This is a genomic window from Rhizobium laguerreae, from assembly GCF_019778565.1.
Classification (GTDB): Bacteria; Pseudomonadota; Alphaproteobacteria; order Rhizobiales; family Rhizobiaceae; genus Rhizobium; species Rhizobium laguerreae.
Map to the genome: position 1 here is coordinate 339,758 of NZ_JAAXQT010000005.1, position 21,114 is coordinate 360,871.

Consider the following 21,114-nt stretch of genomic DNA (forward strand, 5'->3'; position numbering starts at 1 on the left):
TAGCCGAGATCGTTCACGGTATCGGCAGCCGGTCGCTCGCCCTCCGCCGCTGAGTTACTTGATCGATTTCTCAGGTCGATGGAACGCTCCAGGAACGTCAGGCGTTCGGTCTCACAGCAGCTCACGGCATGGGGAGCGACATCATGCGCATCGTCATCGTCGGCGCTGGCATTGCAGGTTTGGCTATGGCAAGGGGTCTTAGCCTCATCGGCCACGAGGTCGAAATCTATGAACAGGCGCCGGAGTTAAATCCGATCGGGGCGGGCCTGAGCCTCAGCGCCAATGCGTTGCGCGCCTTGCGCACGCTCGGTCTCTATGATGCCGTGCTCGCCGAGGCGCAGCATATTGACTGCATCGCTTTGTTGGATCACAGCGGTGACGTGCTGCAGACGACGGACCTGGCGGACTTCAGCCAGCGCTATGGCCATCTCAGCATGGTGGTGCTTCATCGCGGCGGCTTGCACCACGCTCTGTTATCGGCGGCGCCTCAATCAGCCATTCGCCTCGGCATGGAATGCGTGGGCGCACGAACGCATGAGGCCGGTGCCGTACTGAGGTTTGCAAATGGCCATACCGTCGAAGCCGACCTCGTGCTTGCCTGCGATGGCGTCCATTCCGCCATACGCAAGGCGGTATTCCGCGAAGCGCGTGAGCGTTTCGCGCGCTATACGTGCTGGCGCGCAATCTCGCCTGGAATACCGGCGGTATTTGATCCGACCCGCCTCTCGGAGAGTTGGGGTGCTGCCGGCAAACGTATCGGCCTGGCCGCCATTCCGGGCGAACGGATCTACTGGTTCGCGTGCTGCGGCGCCCGCAGAATCAAGGATCCTAACTTGGCCAAGATTGGGCTCACCGAACTCCAGGCCATGTTTGCCGAATTCCACGATCCTGTTCCGGAGGTGCTCGCCAGCACCTCTTCAGACGCCGTGATCTGGACTGACATCGAGGATCTCGACCTCATGCCGTCCTTCACGCATGGCAGAATTGTCCTGCTTGGCGATGCTGCTCATGCCGTGACGCCCGATCTCGGACAGGGCGCGGGCTTGTCGATAGAGGATGCAGCGGTACTCGCATCGCTTCTCGGCCGCCTTCCGATCGATGAGACCCTGCACGAATACGATGCCCGGCGCGTCGGTCGCGCGCATCGCCTCGCCTCCGGGTCCCGCCTCTACGCAAAGGTGGCCCAGTGGCAAAATTCACTCGTTGTTCCACTTCGCAATCGCGTGGTGAAGAGTATCCCGGAGCGCTTCATGGATCGCCAACTCGACGCGGTCCTCGACATCGATTTCGAGCCGGTGCAGGCTGCGGCCTAAACAGATCGTACAACGCTGCGCAAGGTATTGCGACAACGACAGGCTGGTCTGGAGGCGATCAGCCGCCCCTGGGTGTTCTGATTAAGACACCCAATATACCCGCTTAATTCCGTTTTCACCGGAACTCTCGCAGCCGGCAGCTGTTTTGCATCCAGGCAACGAAACGGAGGAAAATCATGACTTCCAAACATCCCAAGTCAACTCGCCCTACCGATGCAGATCTCGAGCGGGATCCGGGTATCGGACAGTCGAAGGGGCTGCATCGTGACAAGGGCGCGGACGATATTGCCGGGCAGAACACTGAAGAAGGCGATGTGGCCAACGACACCAACCGATTTGGCGGCGTAAACCCCAAACAGCGCGGCCGCACAAACAAGTAGGAAAGGTCCATGACGGACGATTCCGCCATCGCGCACTGAACAGCCACGAGAGCAGGTATGGTCGATAAAATCACCGGCTGGCGCGCTTATATTGCCGGTCGCCAACCGGCGAAATAGCCCGCCGGTGCCACGCCGATTTCACGCTTCAGGAACCTGAGCGCTGAAGCGTCCGGACAGCGCATGCTTGTACCGACAAACAGACGCCGGCCTCTAGTAGCTGCATGAACGGCCGTCGCCGGGTCGGAATCCATCCGCACAGGCCGGGTTCATTGAATCACCCGGCTGATATCCTGATGCTGAGCCATATGAATTTGGTGGTGTCGAGCAGGCCGAGGTCATGGCGGCAAGGCTGATTGCCGCGGCTGCTACAAATGCCTGAAATCTGTTCATCTAGGCTTCTCCAGTTTTCGACGCGATGAGAGCCTCTCCCCTTCGGAATGCCGGGAGAAATTTTCCCAGAACTCATCTGCTCCCAGATATCTTGAGCCTCAACATATAGGCGCGCTCCTCGGTTGGCGTTAGCTCCGAACGTGCAAGATTCTCTTCGACCTTCGCAGGCTCTGCAACGGCAACCGGGGCTCTCGAACTGTTTCCGTTTAAAAGCGACGGAAACTCCGCTTCTGCCACTCTTGACTCGCGAACCGAACGGAACATAATAGGAACATCGGCTTAGTGGCCGCCAATCTGAAAACTTGCGGTGGAAACTCTGAAGGAGAGCGAGGTCGTGCGTCCGCAGATAGCTGAAAAACTGGCAGAAGAAGCGCTGAGAGGAGAAGTCGACGCAGTTGTCGCCTTTCATGATGGGGACATCCGCGCCGCCATTACGACATTGCTGCTGGATTGCCGTCACCTGCGGCTTCAGCTTGCTCTTGCGGAAACAGGGATGAACTGCGGCATGACACGTAGATGGACACCGACTGTCGAACGGGCATGAAACATCGCCGCAGTATTGAGCTCGCACCCCCTGATAGCCATGCAGTCGAAATCGAAAAGGAAACGCTGTCGACCCTGCCGCGGTGGTATATCATCCATGCTCGTTGCCGCAGATGCCGTCACGAAACATCTATCGACCGGCAGGAAATTGCCCGGCGCTACGGCGATGACCTGTCTCTCGCCAAGCTCGCCAGGCGCCTCAAATGTCAAGGATGCGGCAACCGGTCCGACAATGTGCTGTTACTTCAGAAGCTGCCGCGCGATTGAAGGAGATTGCGCCAGATCGTGTCGGGTTTCGGCTGAACCCGCGCGGGCAAGCCGGCCCACGTGAGCGGCTCAGCCGCTGCTGAAGCAGCCCAGCTTGACGCACAACCCAGATAGAAGCCGCTCGGGAACAAACGCCGTGGATAAAAGTTGAGTGGCATCAACCACGTAACGTCAGTTTCTGACAGGAGGTCTCTCATGGGTCGCGGTATTCTGCTTTGGCTGCTTGGTGTTCCACTGCCGATCATCATCCTTCTTGCTCTGTTTATGCGATAGGAAGAGATCATGTCGGTTTCAATGACAGGTTCCGGGGAGATTGCTACCCCAGTCGAATCCTCCAATTCCGCCATGACATGGGGGCCGATCTTCGGGGGCGCCGCTGCGGCCATCGGCGTGACCCTCATTCTTTTGCTGCTTGGATCCGGGGTCGGGTTGACGATGGTGTCGCCCTGGTCGGGGCAAAGCAGTTCACTCGGCACGGTCGGGGTGACGGCGGCGATCTGGCTCGTTGTCGTGCAATGGCTGTCCTCCGGGCTCGGAGGCTATATCACCGGCCGGCTGCGCACGAAGTGGGCAGCCGTGCACACCGACGAGGTGTTCTTCCGCGATACCGCGCATGGCTTCATCAGCTGGGCGCTGGCGACGATCTTCGTTGCCGGATTTCTAGCCTCGTCGCTGACCTCGCTTGCCGGTGCGGGCGCACAAGCCGTGGGTTCAGCGGCCAGCGCCGCAGGTACGGCAGCAGCGTCGTCGACGGCATCGGCCGCGGATCTGCCTACCGCTTATTTTACTGACGCTTTGCTGCGTCCGGAACAGGCCCGTGCAGGAGCAACATCCGATGATACTGCTGCAACGGCTGAGGTTTCTCGCATCCTCCTCAACGGTGCTGCCGCCGGCCAGATCCCGGATGACGACAAGGCCTATCTGGCCACCATCGTCTCTGCTCGCACCGGTCTTTCCGAAGCCGATGCACGCACGCGCGTCGACACTGTGCTGAAGCGCATCGACGACGCCAAGGTCGCCGCCCAGAAAGCCGCCGATGAGGCACGCAAGGCTGCCTCCACCACGGCATTGCTCGGCGCGTTGTCACTTCTGATCGGGGCTTTCATCGCTGCTGCCGCCGCGGCCTTTGGCGGGTCGCAACGTGACGAAGAGGAAGACCTCCTCGTCACGCCCCGGATCTAAGGTCCGAGGCTCAGGGTCAACGGAAATTGGGGCGCGGGGCCGCAAGGCCCCGCGCCCTTTTATGCGGCGCCATCCCAGGCTCTGCTGCGGTTGGGTGATCGTGCGCTGCAAGGCTTTTTCCCCATGGCAGTTTATTTCGCATCGGGCGGAACATGTGGCCGTTGAGGAGCTTCGGTTAAGTCAAATTTTTTTCCGGAGAATGTAGATGGCCAAGAAGACCTCCCAAACCTCGCCCTCGGACGACGCAACGATCCACGATCAGAAACTGCACCGAGGTGTAGGCGGTGAGCTTCATCAGTTTGCCGAAGACGGCAAACCGGTGCTGACTACAGCGCAGGGCGGACCCGTCTCAGATGATCAGAATACGCTTCGTCTCGGTGCCCGCGGCCCTGCCGTCATCGATGATTTCCATTTTCGCGAGAAGATCTTTCATTTCGATCACGAGCGCATCCCCGAGCGGGTCGTCCATGCACGCGGTTACGGCGCGCATGGCTATTTCGAAACATATGAATCGCTGGCCGCCTATACCCGGGCCGATCTTTTCCAGCGGCCAGGCGAAAAGACGCCGGCCTTCGTCCGATTTTCGACCGTCGCAGGTAGCAAGGGTTCCTTCGATCTGGCGCGCGACGTGCGTGGTTTCGCGGTCAAGATCTATACGCAGCAGGGGAATTGGGACCTGGTCGGCAATAATATTCCGGTCTTCTTCATTCAGGACGCGATCAAGTTTCCCGACGTCATCCATTCCGTAAAGCCGGAGCCCGACAAGGAATTTCCGCAGGCGCAGTCGGCGCATGACAATTTCTGGGACTTCATCAGCCTCACGCCCGAAAGCATGCACATGATCATGTGGGTGATGTCGGACCGCGCTATCCCGCGATCGTTCCGTTTCATGGAGGGTTTCGGCGTTCACACCTTCCGCTTTGTCAACGCAGCGGATGAATCGACCTTCGTCAAATTCCATTGGAAGCCGAAACTCGGCCTGCAATCCGTCGCCTGGAACGAGGCGGTCAAGATCAATGGTGCGGATCCGGATTTCCATCGCCGCGACCTCTGGCAGGCGATACAGTCGGGAAACTTTCCGGAATGGGAACTCTGCGTGCAGCTTTTCGATCAGGACTTCGCCGACACGTTCGACTTCGACATCCTCGATCCGACGAAGATCATTCCCGAGGAGATCCTTCCGGTCAAACCGATCGGCCGTCTTGTGCTCGACCGAATGCCCGACAACTTTTTTGCAGAGACCGAGCAGGTCGCCTTCATGACGCAAAACGTGCCCCCTGGCATCGACTTCAGCAACGATCCCCTTCTGCAGGGACGGAACTTCTCCTATCTCGACACGCAGCTGAAACGTCTGGGCGGTCCAAATTTCACCCATCTGCCGATCAACGCGCCGAAGTGTCCCTTCCACAATTTCCAGCAGGATGGCCACATGGCGATGCGCAATCCCGTCGGGCGCGTCAATTACCAGCCGAACTCGTGGAATCAGGGGCCGCGGGAATCGCCGGTTCAAGGCTACCGCCACTTCCCGGCCGAAGAACAGGGTGCCAAGGTTCGGCTGCGGCCGGAAAGCTTCGCCGATCATTACAGCCAGGCCCGGCAATTCTACATCAGCCAGACTCCACCGGAACAACGCCATATCGCCGCTGCGCTGACCTTCGAGTTGAGCAAGGTCGAAACGCCAGTCATTCGTGAGCGCATGGTCTCGCATCTGATGAACATCGATGAGACCCTTGCCAGCAAGGTCGGCCACGCACTCGGCTTCAAATCGATGCCGAAGCCTGCCGATGCCGCCATGCCGACGCGGCAGGATCTCGAGCCGTCGCCGGCGCTCAGCATTGTCGAGCGCGGTCCGAAGCGGTTCGAAGGACGCAAGCTCGGCATTCTTGTCAGCGATGGCACCGATGCCGCTATCTTCAAGGCGCTGCTTGCCGAGATCACCGAGCAGAAGGCGGCCTTCGAAGTGATCGCACCGAAGATCGGCGGCGTGACGCTCTCGGACGGCAATTGGATCGAGGCGCATCAGATGATCGACGGCGGACCTTCGGTACTTTACGACGCCGTCGCCCTCCTCCCCTCAGCCGAGGGAACCGGCGATCTGCTGAAGGAGGCAACGGCCCGCGATTTCGTGGCGGACGCCTTCGTACACTGCAAGTACATCGGTTACGTGGAAACAGCGCTGCCACTCATGCAGAAGGCCGGAATTGCCGATTCACTGGATGAGGGCGTGATGGCGCTCGCAGCGGCGAAAGACGTTCCGGCTTTTATCAAGGCGCTTGGCAAACTGCGTGTCTGGGGCCGGGAGCCATCGGTCAAATTGAATTGACGTCTCGTCGCCATAACGACACGAGGGGCTAGTCGTCGAATAAAACCCGCGGAAACGCGGGTTTTATGTCGTTTGCGGTGCCCTATTTATTGAGCTGAGGTGATGGAAGCTGCTCCATCTCCAGTTTTCCGCGCTGTGGAGAGCCGTATGCGCTCGCACTTTCGACAGATCTCTGATTTGGTCGTCTTGTGGGCAGGCCATCGTGTGGTTCCTGTCACGCTGATCGCGTTCGCAGCCATTTGGGCGGCAGTGGGTCTCAGCTTTTCCTTCCCAAGGCAGTGGTTTTTGCTGACCAATATGGTGGGTACCCTCATCATATTTTTTATCTTGCTGCTGGTGCAGCACTCCCAAAACCGGGACATGACGGCGCTCCATGCCAAACTCGACGAACTGATCCGATCGAGCGAAGCAGGAAACCACTGGATTGCGGCTGAGAAGAAAGATGCCGACGCGATAGAGGGAATGCGCCAGCTACACCACGGCCAAACCTCCGAGACCTCGACCTAAAGCGCGTCGCAATCTTTCAGATTCGCTCCTCGCGCTTCAGATCTTTACTGTTACGCGTGTCGTTATCGCAAAACTGCTGCACAGTTTTGCGCGACATGTCCTAGACGGACGCTGCCTCTGCGGCAGATTTCTCATCCGCTTTGTCCTCGACGCATTCTGCTTTCTCGGCAAGGGTCTTGCTCATTTCCCTGAGTTCGCCCTCATCCAACTTTTCGATGCCGACAAACTTATTGGCCGCCTGGCTCGTCAGGATGAGTTCGTCAAGTTTGGCCTGCAGAGCCTTTCCGTCACGGTTCTGGCTGTTCTGCAACACAAATACCATCAAGAAGGTAATGATGGTGGTAGTGGTGTTGATCACAAGTTGCCAGGTCTCTGAATAGCCGAAAAAAGGGCCGGAAACCGCCCAGACAAGCACCAGCGCCAAAGCCGCGACAAAGGTGAACGGCTTTCCCGAGAGATCGGCGACGGTGGTCGCAAAGGAAGAGAAGAAGTTGGATTTGTTCGACATCTGTAAAGCCTCGTTGGGTCGCAATGCTGTCAATCGACAACATCAACTCTACATACCGGCCGAAGTTCCTCGCGCCGCCGAGGTCAATCAAGAGGTCCGACGCTCTTCCTTCGCTGCCCGCGGAGAAGATTGTCGCTGATAACCCGTACCTTCACGGATGTTCCCCCTGCCGGGCAAAAGAAATAAGATATCTGAATAGCTTAGCTGGTTCACTCAGGAGAAGTGGCCCGCCCAACCAAAAACGCGCCAGAAAACATTGTGCAGCGCAGCAACCTTTTCGTAGACTGACGCGTTTAGTTCAGCATCACCGCCGTCCCGGCTGCTGATTGGCGGAGACTTTCAATGAGATCTATGTCAGACACCCTCGCACGCCTTGCTGCGCTGCGAGGAACCCTTCGCGCCCGACCCTCGCAGGACAATCCCGATCTCGTCGCCTTGGACGCATTTGGCTCAAACCCGGGCGCTTTGGGGGGCTACATCTATTTGCCGTCGAAGCGCGGGAAAGACATGGCCCTTGTCGTTGTCCTGCACGGCTGCACCCAGACCGCCGCCGGATATGATATTGGGTCCGGGTGGTCGCGATTGGCCGAGGACTATGGCTTCGCGCTGCTGCTTCCCGAGCAACGACGGGCAAACAATCCAAACCTCTGCTTCAATTGGTTTAACCCGGAGGACATAAGCCGGGATCACGGCGAGGTCTTTTCCATTCGCCGGATGATCGCAAAGGTCGTTGCGGAACACGGTATCGACGGCAGGCGCGTGTTCGTGACCGGGCTTTCGGCCGGCGGCGCCATGGCCGCAGCCATGCTCGCCACCTATCCTGAGGTTTTTGCAGGCGGCGCAATCATCGCAGGCCTGCCATATGCAAGTGCAGCAACCATTCCCGAGGCGTTCGACCGAATGCGCGGCCATGGCAGTCCGACTGGCAAAGAGCTTGAACTGCGATTGAGAAACGCTTCAGGGCACAAAGGCCCGTGGCCGACATTATCACTCTGGCAGGGAACCGCAGACAGAACCGTCGTGCCATCCAATGCGAATGCGATCGTGGAGCAATGGAAAAATATCCACGGTGTCGACGCATCGCCGGGCCGCGTCGAAGATATCGGAAGACACCAGCGAAAGGTCTGGACCGATGCTCACGGTGTCGACGTGATCGAGCTCTATACGATTGCCGGGATGGATCACGGCACGCCGCTCGATGTCGGCACCGGCTACGGAGCAAGCGGCCCCTTCATGCTTGACGTCGGAATTTCATCGACCGTCGAAATTGCCAGGTCCTGGGGTCTGGTCCCCTCATTTGAAAAACGGCGCGATGCAAAAGCCTTTGCTTCGCAACCGGAAAACGTCGCAGGCCCATTCGGCGCGGACAGCGACCGTGGCGGCATTCAGAAAATCATTGAAGACGCCCTTCGGTCCGCCGGACTGCTGCGATAGTCGCAAGGCATACGACGGCCGTCAGAACCCGCGAGATCGGCGCTATCGGTTTTGAGACTTGGGCAGTGGTCCGTTTTGGTGGCTGAAGACGAGTTCGCTCTGGACATCTTGCTGAAACTGCAGCACCCGCTGACCGACATCGCTCTCCGGCATCCCTGCGGCCAGAAGCTGATCGGCAAGCCTGCGGCATTCGGCCTTCCAGAATTCTATCGCATCTGCGCCGTGCCGCCGGCCGAGTTCGCGAGCGCAGCGCTCGACATTGGCAGTTCCGATTCCAGCGGGAAAGGCAATAATCTTGCCTTCATTGGCGCCGGCAGGCCGGCGGGTCATTTCAGTAGCCATCGAACACAGGTTCCTTTGATCCTGTTCGTTGTCTACGGGACTATGGTTAATGCTTTCTATTTGCTGCGGTAAGAAGATCAATCAGGTGGAAATTTGGCGGGCCGCAATGTCACCAGACAATCGGATGGGTTTTGCCGGTGAGCACGTTCACGAACCCCTCCGGCGCCAGCTCCGAGGGCGCGACCAGGACCCAGCGCCAAGGCGAGCAGGTCAGCGTCGCAAACGACAGGCGTTCGGGAAATCCCGGCCACCATCGAGGCGAAAAAGTCGGCTCGTACATCCAGTCGATCCCGGCGCCGGCGGCATAAAGAGCCTGCATCTCTGCATCGAGCACTTCGGCCGAACGCGCCGTCATCAGGCCGCCGACCTCGTAGTGGACGCGGGCGAGAATCTTGCCGGCGGATACCAGCACCCAGCCGCCCTGCTGCTCGTTCAAGGCATTGACTGATATCGCCATCGCCTCATCCGATGAGCCGACCGTCCAGATATTGTGCTTGTCGTGCCCGAGCGTGGAGGCGAGCGCCGTCTCCGGCGTGCGCGGTCCGGTGCCCAGCCAGAACATCCTGGAGATCTTGGCCTCCCCGGAAAACCGGTCGACAATCGAGAATTTGGTGACATTGCGTGCGGGATCCCGCTGCACGGCGCCCTCTTCCACCGGCAATTCCATGGTGATGAAATCGTCGTGCCAGTGAAACGGCCGCAAAAGTGCTGCGTTGACCGTGGTCCGGTTCGGCGGCGCCTCGATGCGGAAATCGTCAGCCGTGACCGTCCGGTCTATTTTCACGGTCCGCGTCGCCCATTGCGGCCAGTCGATTTGAGGGCGCACGCCGATGAATGTCGCGCCCTCGGACACAGGACGCCCGTCCGCCCACACTTTTTCGATCGACAGGCTGTCGACGTCGCTGAGAAGAACGATATCGGCGAAACGGCCCGGCGCGATCGATCCGACCCAAGGCGTCAGCCGCATATGGCGTGCCGGATTGAGGGTGACGCACTGGATGGCGGTCTCCGGCGCAAGGCCGTTTTCGATGGCAAGCCGGACATTGTGGTCGGTCGCACCGATTTTCAGTGTGTCCGAGGCACTGCGGTCGTCGGTCACCAGAGCGATCTGCGACCAGTCCGTCAGCCCCCTGTCGATCAGCCCGCGGATGACCTCCGGCAGGGAATGCGGCCTGAGCTCGATGAAAAGGCCGTGGAGGAGTTTCTGCCAGATTTCATCGAGAAACCAGCCTTCGTGATCGGAGGCTAGACCCGCCGCGGCAAAGGCATTGATCGAGGCCATGTCGCGCAGTCCGGCACCGTGGCCTTCGACCACGCCGCGCTGCTCGAAGGTCGCGCCGATCATGCCCCACAGCCGATCGTAGGAAGGATTGCCGGGATCGGATATGGACGGCCAGTCCATGACCTCATCGAGCCCAGCGACCATCAGGCTTTCGGAAAGGAAGGCCTTCTGCTCATCGTAGCCGAACCAGCCGCCACCCCATTCATAGGCGGTCGGAGGGACGGCGGAGCCAGGCAGGGGAAAGATTTTCATTGGCGATCCGCGCCGGCGCGCTTCCAGCCAGAATTCCAGATTGCGGGCGCCGTTGACATTGGAAAATTCGTGGCTCGCCTCGCATGTCCAGGTCAGGCCATGCGGCATCACCAAAGCCGCCTCCCATTCCGGCGTCAGATGGGAGCTTTCGATATGTTTGTGCGCCTCGCCGAAGCCCGGCACGGCCGCAAGATCGGGCTCGGCGAACCGCTCGCTCACCTCGCCTTCGTAGCTGCCGGCGGGGCCGACATAAGCGATACGGTGGCCCTTGATGACGATCTCCTGATCGTCAAGCCATGTCCTCGTATGGACATCGAGCAACCTGCCCACGCGCAGCAACCTGTCGGCGGGCCGGCGTCCCAGCGCCGTCAGCACGAGATCCTGGCGCGTCAGAACCTCGTCGGACGCGTTGATCAGCAAATCGTCGGGAAGAGCAGTGCGCGAAGTGGCCATGAATGGAATGCCCGTGAGAAGCTGGAACCGCCGGACCGTAAAGACCACACGCCGATGTGTAAAGCGATGCTCCGGCCTTCGAAAATTCCTCGGACAAGAGCGTATTTGCTCAATTATTGAGCTTGCGGCCTGGCAGATCAAAAAATAGTATCCCTCAATTCCTGGGGGTATGATCCCGATTGCCAACGCCGCTTTTCACAGAAGGACATTGCTCATGAAGGCCAGACGTTTTGCCCGAATCCTGTCTCTTGCGCTGCTCGCCGCCGTCGGCAGCACCGCTGCGGCCCATGCGCAATCGAAGACGCTGACTATCTCCTGGTGGGGCTATAACGGCGAGAAGATGAATGCGAACATCATCACGCCTTTCAAGAAGATCTGCGGCTGCGAGATCGTGTTCGAGACCGGCAACAATGCCGACCGGCTCAACAAGCTGAAACTGCGCGATGGCAAGGGCGTCGATGTCATCTATCTCACCGACAGCTTCTCGCAGCTCGGCATTGAACAGGGATTGTTCCAGGAGATCGATGCGTCGAAGATCCCCAACCTCGCGGATATCTACGAGCTGGGCAAGGCGCCTCAAGGCAAATACGGCCCCGCCTACACGATCGGTCGCGTCGGCATCGTCTATGATTCCGCCAAGGTCAATCCGCCGATCACTGCCTGGGGCGATCTGTGGCGCGACGATCTGAAAAGCTCCGTCTCCCTGCCCGGCATCACCACCACTGCCGGCCCGCTGGTCGTTCTGGAAGCCGGCAAGCATGGCGGCGCAGATGCCTATGAGGACACCGACAAGGCCTTCTCGGAAATCGAGGCGCTGAAGCCCAATGTCGTCAAGAACTACAACACCGGCTCGGAGCTGGTGAACCTGATATCAACAGGCGAAGTGCGTGTTGCGCTGGCCCAGGACTTTACCTTGGCATCGATGCAGGCGGCCGTTCCGACGATGACATGGGCCAAGCTCAAGGACGGCGATATCGCCACGCTGAACACCGTGAACATCCCGAAGGGTTCGGAAAATGTCGAACTCGCCCATCAGTTCATCAACTTCATCCTGTCCAAAGAAGTCCAGCAGGCTGAAGCCGAACAAGGCGTCGATGCGCCGATCTCGACAAAGGTCAGCCTGACGCCGGACCAGGCGAAGATCTGGACCTATGGCGCGGATATGGTGGCAGGCCTCACCCGCATCGACTATGCCAAGATGAACGCTGCCAAGGCCGACTGGATCGATCGCTGGAACGAAGTCTTCGGTCAGTAAGCTGCGCGATATCCTGGCCTGAGACCGGTTCATTGCCAGTCCTGGGCTAGACCTGGGCCAGACCTGGAAGCGCCGCACATCCGAATCCGAGATGCGGCGCTCCTGATATCCGGACATGTCACGAGTTTTAAGATGAAGCATTTTGCCAGATGGGGATTGACGATGCCGGCGACGATTGCCGTCGTTGTGCTTCTCATCGTTCCCGTCGCCATCACCATCGCTGCGACGTTTGCCGAGCCGAAGGGCGTGTTTGCGCCCTATGTGACATTCTTCAGCAGCGGCTTTCGGCGGGCGGTTCTTTATCGGACGCTGGAAATCGCCCTGATTACGACAGCGATTTCACTCACCGTCGGTTTCATCACCGCCTATGTGATCGCGCAGATGCCCGGTCGCGCAAAGAGCATCATGATCGTCACAGCGGTCTTTCCGCTGCTGACGGGTGTCGTCGTCCGATCCTTCGCATGGCTGATCATTCTCGGGAAGAACGGTATCCTGAACACGATGCTGATCTCGACCGGCATCCTCAGTGAGCCGCTTTCGATGCTCTATACCGAAGGCTCGGTGATCGTCGCCATGGTCTATCTCTTCGTTCCCCTGATGATCCTGACACTGGTCGGCGTGCTTGAAGGCATCCCGCGCGATCTGATCGATGCCTCCGCCTCGCTCGGCGCAAGGCCGCTGATGACATTCTTTCAGGTGATCCTGCCGCTCGCGACACCCGGCCTCATCGTCGGCGCGGTCCTGGTCTTCACCGGCAGCTTCACTTCCTATGCGACACCGCAACTGCTCGGCGGAGAAAAGCAGATGATGATGGGGACCTTCCTCTATCAGCGCGCCATGGTGACTTTCGACTGGGTCGGCGCATCGACGATCGCCGCCATCATGGTGGTGCTGACGCTTAGTGTCGTCCTGATCATGAGCCGCATCGCACGCCGGCTCAATCCGATGGCGGTGTGATGGACAGGCGCGTTCACCCGATCCTCGCCGCCTTCGCGGCCTGCGTTTTCTTCTTCCTGCTCGCACCGCTCGTCATCATCATCGGTGCGGCCGTCAGCGACACGACCTATCTGACCTTCCCGCCGCAGGGCCTGACATTGCGGTGGTTCGTCAATATCTTCGAAATCGAGGCCTTCCGCACGACCGCGATCACCAGCCTGCAGGTCGCTTTTCTCGGCACGGCGCTGTCGCTGCTGATCGGCGTCCCGGCCGCCTATGCGATCAACCGCTACCGGGTGGAATTGCCGCGCTGGCTTTCCACCATTTTCGTGCTGCCGATCCTGGTGCCGGAGATCGTCTTCGGATTTTCGCTGATGAAATCCGTCACGATCGGCCTCGGGCTGCCGATCTTCATCAGCCTGCTGGTCGGCCATGCACTGCTGATCCTGCCCTATTCGGTGCGTGTCGTCGGCGCCAGCCTGGCGGCCTTCGATTTTTCCGTCGAAGAGGCGGCGATCAGCCTCGGCTGCCCGCCATTGAACACCTTCCTGACCGTGGTCCTGCCGAATATCCGCGCCGGCGTCATTGCCGCCTTCATCCTCGCCTTCATCACATCGATCAACGACGTGTCGGTTTCGGTCTTTCTGACCGGGCCGGGTATCTCGACGCTGCCGATCCAGATCCTTGCGCATATGGAACAGTTCTTCGATCCGACGATCGCATCGGTCTCGGTGCTGCTGATGTTCGTGACAGTCGGCGTCATGGCCGTCGTCGAGGCCACGCTCGGCCTCACCTTCCTGACAAAGTAGAAGCTCTTGACCGTATCCCTCACCATCGATTCCATCTCCGCCCATTACGGCAGCACCCAGGTGCTGAAGGACCTGTCGATCTCAGTCATGGCCGGAGAGCTGGTGTCCCTGCTCGGCTCCAGCGGCTGCGGCAAGACGACGACATTGCGCCTCGTGGCCGGCTTTTTGCAGCCGAGCAGCGGCAGCATCAAGCTCGGCGAGCGCGACCTGACCGGCCTCCCCGCGCATGCGCGCGAAATCGGCCTGGTCTTTCAGAACTACGCGCTTTTTCCTCATCTGAGCGTCCAGGACAATGTTGCCTTCGGCCTGAGGCAGCGTCGTATTCCCCAGCAGGAACGGGCGAAAAGAACGATGGCCATGCTGGACCGGGTCGGCCTTTCGGCCTTCGCCGACCGCCTGCCATCGGCTCTGTCGGGCGGCCAGAAACAGCGCGTGGCGCTCGCCCGGGCACTGGTCATCGAGCCGCCGCTTCTGATGTTCGACGAGCCGCTTTCCAACCTGGATGCAAAGCTCAGGATCGACATGCGCGTCGAGATCAGGCAGCTCCAGCGCGCCAACGGCACGACGTCGCTTTACGTCACCCATGACCAAGAGGAGGCATTCTCGATCTCCGACAGGGTGGCGATCATGAATGCCGGGCGCATCATGCAGCTCGACGCGCCGGAGGTGCTGTATCGCCGGCCAGCCAACGCCTTCGTCGCCCGTTTCGTCGGCTTCGAGAACCTGATCCGCATGAAGGTGACCGCGCGCAACGGCGCGCTTGTGACCGCCGAAACAACGGGCGGAGCGCGGCTGCAGCTGTCGCAGGAAACATTCGGGCCGATCAAGGACGACTTCGTGCTGGCCTGCCGCGCAGACGGTCTTGCCGTCAGTCGTGACGGTGATGGCATCGCGGCCGTGCTCGGCACGCGCACCTATCTCGGCCGGGCCTATCAGTACAAATGCATGACCGCGGCAGGCGAGATCACCGCCAATGGTGCGCTGTCCGATCCGCTGGAAACAGGCGCGTCCGCCGTGCTGACTCCTGTGGCAGAGCAATGCTGCATTCTCGACGCGGAAGATTGAGCCTCTGAGGAGAAACGATGACCAGTGCCATGGACCAAGATATCGATGCCGTTCTTGCCTATGTGGACCGGAGCCTCGATGACAGCCTGGCGCGGCTTTTCGAGCTGATCCGCATTCCGAGCGTCTCGACCGACCCGGCCTATCGTGATCACTGCCGGGCTGCTGCCGAATGGCTGAGCCGGGATCTGGCTGTCATCGGTTTCGAAGCATCGGTGCGCAAAACGACCGGCCATCCGATGGTCGTCGCCCATGAAAAGGCGGCGTCCGGACCGCATCTACTGTTTTACGGCCATTACGATGTCCAGCCGGTCGATCCGCTGGCGCTGTGGAAGAGCGATCCGTTCGAGCCGCGCATGGAAGGCTTGCCGAACGGCGATACTGCGATCGTCGCGCGCGGCGCGTCCGACGACAAGGGACAGTTGATGACCTTCGTCGAAGCCTGCCGCGCCTGGAAGAGCGTCACCGGGAAGCTGCCGGTGCAGGTGAGTATGCTGTTCGAAGGCGAGGAAGAGGCCGGCAGCCCGAGCCTCGCGCCCTTTCTGGATGCGACGGCGGACGAGTTGAAGGCCGATGCGGTTTTCGTCTGCGACACGGATATGTGGGATCGCGAAACGCCTGCCGTCACGACGATGCTGCGCGGTATCTTCAGTACGGAAATCGAAGTCACCTGCGCCGATCAAGACCTGCATTCCGGCATGTTTGGCAATGCCGCGCGCAATCCGCTGCAGGTGCTGTCAGACGTCGTTTCGAGCCTGCGGCGAGCCGATGGCGGCGTCGCGGTCGAGGGTTTTTATGATGGCGTGAAAGAGCTGCCGGACGCCATCAAGGCGCTGTGGAAAAGGCTGCCCTTCGACGAGGAGGCCTTTCTCGGTGATATCGGCCTCAGAGATCCGGCCGGCGAGGCAGGCCGTTCCGTCCTCGAACAGATCTGGGCGCGGCCGAGCTGCGAGATCAACGGCATGAGCGGCGGTTATACAGGCGAAGGCTTCAAGACGGTCATTCCGGCGAATGCAAGCGCCAAGATTTCGTTTCGCCTGGTTGAAGGACAGGATCCTCAGGCGATCCGCGATGCCTTCCAGCGGCACGTGCGCGCACGTATCCCTCAGGATTGTTCGGTTAGCTTCAAGGATTACGGGCTTTCGCCGGCAACCGTCATGCCGATCGACAGTCCGTTTCTCACCAGAACGCTTCAGGCGCTTTCGACGGAATGGCAATGCGAAGCGGCCCTTGCCGGCACGGGAGGCTCGATCCCCATCATCGGCGAATTCAAACGCCGGCTCGGATGCGATGCCGTCCTGGTCGGCTTCGCCCGCTTCGACAACCGCGTCCACAGCCCGAACGAAAAATACGATCTCTCCAGCTTTCATAAGGGCATACGATCCTGGGTCCGCATCCTGGCCGCCCTCGCCGACTGACGCGAATGTACCGCGCCGCGTAGCTTTTCGGGAGCAGCAAAGGAGGCTGTAACACTTTGAATTGCTGCATTATGCAGTAGGCTATGGTGCAGCAAGCGCAAAGCGCCCCACATCACCATCGACACCGAGGCAGCAGAGACCACCGATGACGATAACCGCTCCCCGCGATTTCCTGAAAGGCCTGTTTGACGCGGCGGTTCGCGCCGCCGATCCGCTGACCGGCATCAAGGCGCGTCTGCCTGAAAGGCCGAAGGGCAGGACCGTGGTGATCGGCGCCGGCAAGGGCGCGGCGCAAATGGCGCGGGCGCTCGAAAGCGTCTGGGACGGACCGCTCGAAGGTGTGGTGGTCACCCGTTACGGCTATGGCTGCGAGACACGCGGCATCGAAATCCTCGAGGCAGCGCATCCGGTGCCGGATGTGGCTGGCCTTGCCGCCGCAAAGCGGCTGACGGAGACGGTGAACGGGCTGACGGAAGACGATCTGGTGATCGCGCTGATCTGCGGCGGCGGCTCGGCGCTGCTGCCCGCCCCGCCGGACGGGCTGACCCTCGAAGACGAGATTGCGCTCAACCAAATGCTGCTTGCCTCGGGCGCGCCGATTTCGGCGATGAATGTCGTGCGCAAGCATCTCTCCACCATCAAGGGCGGCAGACTTGCAGCAGCGACCAAAGCGAGGGTCATCAGCCTGATCGTCTCCGACATTCCCGGCGACAACCCGGCTCATGTCGCCTCCGGACCGACGGTGCCTGATGGTTCGACACGGCACGATGCGCTCGACATCATCAGGCAATACGGATTGCAGCTGCCGCAGGCAGCACTCGACCATCTGAACTCGCCGAAAGCCGATGCACCGCGGCCGGACGATCCGGTGTTTTTGCGGCACGCGCATCACATCATCGCCTCCGCCGGCGTTTCGCTGGAGGCAGCTGCCGCCCAGGCAAAATCGCAGGGAATCGAGCCGGCTATCCTTTCAGATGCGATCGAGGGGGAATCGCGTGACGTGGCGCTGGTGCATGCGGCCATCGCCCGCGAGGTGTTGGGCCGGAACAGGCCGTTTTCCAAGCCGGTCGTCATCCTTTCCGGCGGCGAGACGACGGTGACGCTGAGAGCCAAGGGTGGCAAGGGCGGACGCAACGGCGAATTCGCGCTCGCCATGGCGCTTGCGATCGACGGACAGGAGGGCATTCATGTCCTCGCCGCCGACACCGACGGGATCGACGGCTCGGAGGATAATGCCGGCGCCTTTGCCGATGGCGGCACGGTGAGGCGCCTGCACGCCGCCGGGCTCGATCCGCGCCGGCTGCTCGACGGCAATAACAGCTATTCGGGCTTTGCGGCCACCAGCGATCTCTTCGAAACCGGCCCGACCGGAACCAACGTCAATGATTTCAGGGCAATCCTGATCCGTTAGAGCAATTTCAGGAAAAGTGCGAAGCGGTTTTCCGTCCGGAATTGCGTAAAACAAGAGCAGCCGGCCGCTGCGCGGCGCTGGCGGATCAGGTCTCGATCCGCCCCTGTTCGACCAGCCAACCCACCGATTCCTGCACCGCCTGCAGGGACGTGTATCTCGGAGTGTAACCCAGCAGGCGTCCGGCTTTTGCGATCGAACAATTCGGGCTACGGGCAATATGTTCCCAGGTCGCCTTCGCATCCTCAGCCGTCTGACTTTCGGCCCAGGCGTCGAATGGGGCGAAGCTGAGCTTCGGCTCGTGCCCGAACCAGCGAGACATGGATTCAGCATAACCGCGAAGGGTCAATGCCTGCTCCGAAACCGCGTGGAAACTTTCGCCGGTCGACGCATTCCAGTTGGCGATCGCATCCATGAACATCGCCGCCACGTCATCGGCATGGATGTGATGAACGGTCTCCAAGCCGAAGTGGGGCAGCGCCAGGGTCTCTCCGCGGGCAAGGGTTGAAAAGACCTGCAGGTTGAAATTGCCGGCCGGATTGAGCGGCGTCCAGCCGGGACCGACAATGTGCCCGGGATGGACTATGGTTGCCGGAAATCCGTGAAGCCTTGCCTGCTGCAGCAGATAGGTTTCGATTGCCGCCTTCTGCGTCCCATAGTCGCCGAAGGGAAATTTCGGCGTCTCCTCTAGCGTGGGTACGACCGTCGAATGGCCATGCGTCCAGATCGTGCCGGTATGCAGGAAGTGACCGATATGCCCCGACAGCGCCGTCACCAGATGCTCGGCACTTTCCAGCGAGAAGCAGATCATGTCGATGACGATGTCGGCTTTCAATGCACGTACGGCCGCGCCGAAATCACCCGTCAGTTCCATGGCTGCCCGATCCATCTGACGCTGATCGACGGCAGCCCAGGCGTGGTTTGCCGTATAGGGCTTTGCCGTGCCGCGGCTGATCGTGACGACGTCGTGACCGGCTTCCACCAGACGGGGAACGAGATAGGTTCCGACATGGCCCGTTGCTCCGATTACCAAAACCCGCATCATCGTTCCTCCCTTGGCATGTCCGTGTTGAATATGCCGCGCTCAGGTGATCCTGCAAGCAGACTTTTCGTGATCAAGTCGGCTCAACCAGGCCCGCTATCGATTCTTGAAAACAAGACAGGTGCCGCCGTGCTTGCGGATCTGGTTGCAGAGGTCGTTGGCTTCCATGCGCGTCTGCCGGCCGATGCGGACAGCATAACGCGGCCGAAAACCGAAGCTGCGATCGCGCTGGCGCAGGATCAGCGGCTGCTCCGCATTCAGGGGCGCGGGCAGATCCTGCATAGCATCGAGAAACATGCGCCGGGCGACCGCGACATTCGCATTCGCCGCAAGCTGGACGCCCCAGGGCGCCCATTCACCCTCCTGACGCCAGGGTGTGTCCTTCAACGTCCGTCTCTCCGCAAGCGCCACGCAACCATCGAGGAAGGACTTGTCCTTGTCGAGCGGGGCGGCCGCATCTTCCGGTGGGTTATCCTTCCATTCCTCGACCGTATGCGCGGTGATCGCCAGCACGTAGCTACGCGTCTCGTAAGGTAATCTTCCTGACGCAAGGTAAGTCGCAAGGCCGTTTTCACCGGCATTATAGGCGGCGGCGGCAAGGCCGAGATTGCCGAAACGATTGCGCAATTCGTCGAGATACTGCGCCGATTTCCGCAGCGCTTCCAAAACCTGGTAGCTGTCTTCGAGACCGCGCAGTTTCGCCGTTCCGGGCATGAACTGCGCAATCCCCTGCGCTCCCTTGAAGCTGACGGCATCAGGGCGAAAGGTGCTTTCTCGCCAGATGAGACGGGCGAAATAATCCGCTGGCAATTGATTGGCGCTGGCGAAATGCTCGATCGCGACGCAAAGGTCGTAGTTGAAACTGTCTTTCCGGATGCAGAGCGTCTCACCCGATCCCGCCGCCGAAGGTCCCGAATACAAGCAGACCGGCGGCCCGACGCTCCCTTCAGGCTGGGCCTTTACTGTGTCCACGGCGGGAAACAGAAGACAGAGCCAAAGCATGGCCTTCGCCGATCTCCTCGCAATGTCGGACTGACGCTTTCGGCGTATCATCGGATCTCGGCGGGTTCGAACTTCCATCTCGACGCTCGATTCTAGATACCATCGATCAAAGCGCGACGCTTCCCCATTTCCATATCTGCACCCGAATTGGCGCCAGGAACGCTCACAGGTTTTTAATTTCGCCATCGATTTTGGAACAAACATATTCGGCCTGCCATGGTCGCAACGCTATTCTGCTCATCAGGAATGCCTAAGCGAACGAGGATAAGCAGATGATTGATCTCCACTACTGGCCGACGCCGAACGGCAAGAAGGTTTCGATCTTCCTGGAGGAAACGGGCACGCCCTATCGGCTGGTGCCGGTCAATATCGGCCGGGGCGACCAGTTCAAGCCTGATTACCTCAGACTCAACCCCAATCACCGCATGCCTGCCATCGTCGACCACGAACCTGCCGACGGCGGCGGTCCGTTGAGCGTCTTCGAATCCGGCGCGATCCTCTTCTACCTCGCCGAGAAGACCGGCAAATTCTGGCCGCAGGATCTGCGCGGCAAATACGAGGCCACGCAATGGGTGATCTGGCAGATGGCGAACCAGGGGCCGAAACTCGGCGAAGCCGGTCATTTCCGTCGCCTTGGCGATCGCGAAGGCGACCAGTCCTATGCGGTGCGGCGCTTCACCGACGAAGCCAACCGCCTTTACGGCGTTCTCAACATGCGGCTACGCGACCGGCGCTATCTTGCCGGCGACGAATTCACCATCGCCGACATCGTCAGCTATCCCTGGACCGTCAACTGGCAGGCCCAGGGTCAGGACATCAACGAGTTCAAACATTTCAAGCGATGGTTTGAGGAGGTCGGCGCAAGGCCCGGCGTTCAGCGCGGCCTTGCGGTCGGCGCCGATCTTAGCACCGACAACAGTAAGCTCTCGGAAGAGGAACAGGCACGCATCCGCAAGATCCTCTACAATCAGCGCGCCCTTCCCGTTCCGGATTGAGCCTAAGCAAT

The 21,114-nt window shown here is 60.2% G+C and carries 20 protein-coding genes; 14 read left to right on the forward strand and 6 right to left on the reverse strand.

The window, feature by feature from the left end:
- Positions 1 to 143: 143 nt before the first annotated feature.
- On the forward strand, positions 144 to 1,313 hold the full coding sequence (locus tag HFO71_RS18155) for an FAD-dependent monooxygenase (RefSeq protein WP_221988249.1): 1,170 nt from the start codon (positions 144 to 146) through the stop codon (positions 1,311 to 1,313).
- 176 nt (positions 1,314 to 1,489) lie between these two features.
- Positions 1,490 to 1,693: a hypothetical protein gene (locus HFO71_RS18160; protein ID WP_131640252.1), complete on the forward strand. Its 204-nt coding sequence runs from the start codon at positions 1,490 to 1,492 to the stop codon at positions 1,691 to 1,693.
- A 210-nt stretch (positions 1,694 to 1,903) separates the two neighbouring features.
- On the opposite strand, the gene HFO71_RS35855 is transcribed toward HFO71_RS18160, so the two are convergent.
- Positions 1,904 to 2,083, reverse strand: coding sequence for a hypothetical protein (locus HFO71_RS35855; RefSeq protein ID WP_020049667.1), 180 nt, complete (start codon positions 2,081 to 2,083; stop codon positions 1,904 to 1,906).
- Positions 2,084 to 2,390: 307 nt separating this feature from the next.
- Here HFO71_RS35855 and HFO71_RS18165 point away from each other — a divergent pair, with 307 nt between their 5' ends.
- From HFO71_RS18165 to HFO71_RS18180, 4 genes are all read left to right on the forward strand, one after another.
- On the forward strand, positions 2,391 to 2,627 hold the full coding sequence (locus tag HFO71_RS18165; RefSeq protein ID WP_131640253.1) for a hypothetical protein: 237 nt from the start codon (positions 2,391 to 2,393) through the stop codon (positions 2,625 to 2,627).
- A gap of 548 nt (positions 2,628 to 3,175) precedes the next feature.
- Positions 3,176 to 4,075: a hypothetical protein gene (locus HFO71_RS18170; protein WP_077981192.1), complete on the forward strand. Its 900-nt coding sequence runs from the start codon at positions 3,176 to 3,178 to the stop codon at positions 4,073 to 4,075.
- A 205-nt stretch (positions 4,076 to 4,280) separates the two neighbouring features.
- Positions 4,281 to 6,398: a catalase gene (katE, locus tag HFO71_RS18175; protein WP_131640255.1), complete on the forward strand. Its 2,118-nt coding sequence runs from the start codon at positions 4,281 to 4,283 to the stop codon at positions 6,396 to 6,398.
- A 147-nt stretch (positions 6,399 to 6,545) separates the two neighbouring features.
- Complete coding sequence (locus HFO71_RS18180; RefSeq protein ID WP_017960159.1) at positions 6,546 to 6,905, forward strand: low affinity iron permease family protein; 360 nt, start codon at positions 6,546 to 6,548, stop codon at positions 6,903 to 6,905.
- Positions 6,906 to 7,005: 100 nt separating this feature from the next.
- Here HFO71_RS18180 and HFO71_RS18185 read toward each other — a convergent pair whose 3' ends face one another.
- On the reverse strand, positions 7,006 to 7,413 hold the full coding sequence (locus tag HFO71_RS18185) for a low affinity iron permease family protein (protein WP_025394249.1): 408 nt from the start codon (positions 7,411 to 7,413) through the stop codon (positions 7,006 to 7,008).
- Positions 7,414 to 7,755: 342 nt separating this feature from the next.
- Here HFO71_RS18185 and HFO71_RS18190 point away from each other — a divergent pair, with 342 nt between their 5' ends.
- Positions 7,756 to 8,847 (forward strand): extracellular catalytic domain type 1 short-chain-length polyhydroxyalkanoate depolymerase, encoded by a 1,092-nt coding sequence (locus HFO71_RS18190; RefSeq protein ID WP_132609735.1) that lies wholly within the window; start codon positions 7,756 to 7,758, stop codon positions 8,845 to 8,847.
- A gap of 42 nt (positions 8,848 to 8,889) precedes the next feature.
- On the opposite strand, the gene HFO71_RS18195 is transcribed toward HFO71_RS18190, so the two are convergent.
- Together HFO71_RS18195 and HFO71_RS18200 are read right to left on the reverse strand one after the other, a co-directional pair.
- Complete coding sequence (locus HFO71_RS18195; protein ID WP_077981194.1) at positions 8,890 to 9,189, reverse strand: DUF6074 family protein; 300 nt, start codon at positions 9,187 to 9,189, stop codon at positions 8,890 to 8,892.
- A gap of 109 nt (positions 9,190 to 9,298) precedes the next feature.
- Entirely contained in the window at positions 9,299 to 11,317 is a 2,019-nt protein-coding gene (locus tag HFO71_RS18200) for an adenine deaminase (protein WP_168258305.1), read from the reverse strand.
- 73 nt (positions 11,318 to 11,390) lie between these two features.
- On the opposite strand from HFO71_RS18200, the gene HFO71_RS18205 reads away from it, so the two are divergent.
- The 6 genes from HFO71_RS18205 (at position 11,391) to HFO71_RS18230 (ending at position 18,067) form a co-directional block, all read left to right on the forward strand.
- Entirely contained in the window at positions 11,391 to 12,431 is a 1,041-nt protein-coding gene (locus tag HFO71_RS18205; RefSeq protein WP_131640260.1) for an ABC transporter substrate-binding protein, read from the forward strand.
- A gap of 132 nt (positions 12,432 to 12,563) precedes the next feature.
- Positions 12,564 to 13,388, forward strand: a complete 825-nt coding sequence (locus HFO71_RS18210; RefSeq protein ID WP_168258304.1) for an ABC transporter permease — start codon at positions 12,564 to 12,566, stop codon at positions 13,386 to 13,388.
- Positions 13,385 to 14,176: an ABC transporter permease gene (locus HFO71_RS18215; RefSeq protein WP_131640262.1), complete on the forward strand. Its 792-nt coding sequence runs from the start codon at positions 13,385 to 13,387 to the stop codon at positions 14,174 to 14,176. The genes HFO71_RS18210 and HFO71_RS18215 overlap by 4 nt, the downstream gene beginning before the upstream one ends.
- A 6-nt stretch (positions 14,177 to 14,182) precedes the next feature.
- Entirely contained in the window at positions 14,183 to 15,241 is a 1,059-nt protein-coding gene (locus tag HFO71_RS18220; protein ID WP_132609739.1) for an ABC transporter ATP-binding protein, read from the forward strand.
- A 17-nt stretch (positions 15,242 to 15,258) separates the two neighbouring features.
- Positions 15,259 to 16,656, forward strand: a complete 1,398-nt coding sequence (locus tag HFO71_RS18225; protein WP_168258303.1) for a dipeptidase — start codon at positions 15,259 to 15,261, stop codon at positions 16,654 to 16,656.
- Positions 16,657 to 16,801: 145 nt separating this feature from the next.
- A complete protein-coding gene (locus tag HFO71_RS18230) occupies positions 16,802 to 18,067 on the forward strand; it encodes a glycerate kinase type-2 family protein (RefSeq protein ID WP_168258302.1) in 1,266 nt (421 codons plus the stop codon).
- A gap of 85 nt (positions 18,068 to 18,152) precedes the next feature.
- Here HFO71_RS18230 and HFO71_RS18235 read toward each other — a convergent pair whose 3' ends face one another.
- Both HFO71_RS18235 and HFO71_RS18240 read right to left on the reverse strand, forming a co-directional pair.
- Positions 18,153 to 19,109 (reverse strand): NAD-dependent epimerase/dehydratase family protein, encoded by a 957-nt coding sequence (locus HFO71_RS18235; RefSeq protein ID WP_183594527.1) that lies wholly within the window; start codon positions 19,107 to 19,109, stop codon positions 18,153 to 18,155.
- 93 nt (positions 19,110 to 19,202) lie between these two features.
- Entirely contained in the window at positions 19,203 to 20,186 is a 984-nt protein-coding gene (locus HFO71_RS18240) for a lytic transglycosylase domain-containing protein (protein WP_170269142.1), read from the reverse strand.
- 194 nt (positions 20,187 to 20,380) lie between these two features.
- On the opposite strand from HFO71_RS18240, the gene HFO71_RS18245 reads away from it, so the two are divergent.
- Complete coding sequence (locus HFO71_RS18245; RefSeq protein ID WP_168256536.1) at positions 20,381 to 21,103, forward strand: glutathione binding-like protein; 723 nt, start codon at positions 20,381 to 20,383, stop codon at positions 21,101 to 21,103.
- Positions 21,104 to 21,114: the final 11 nt, after the last annotated feature.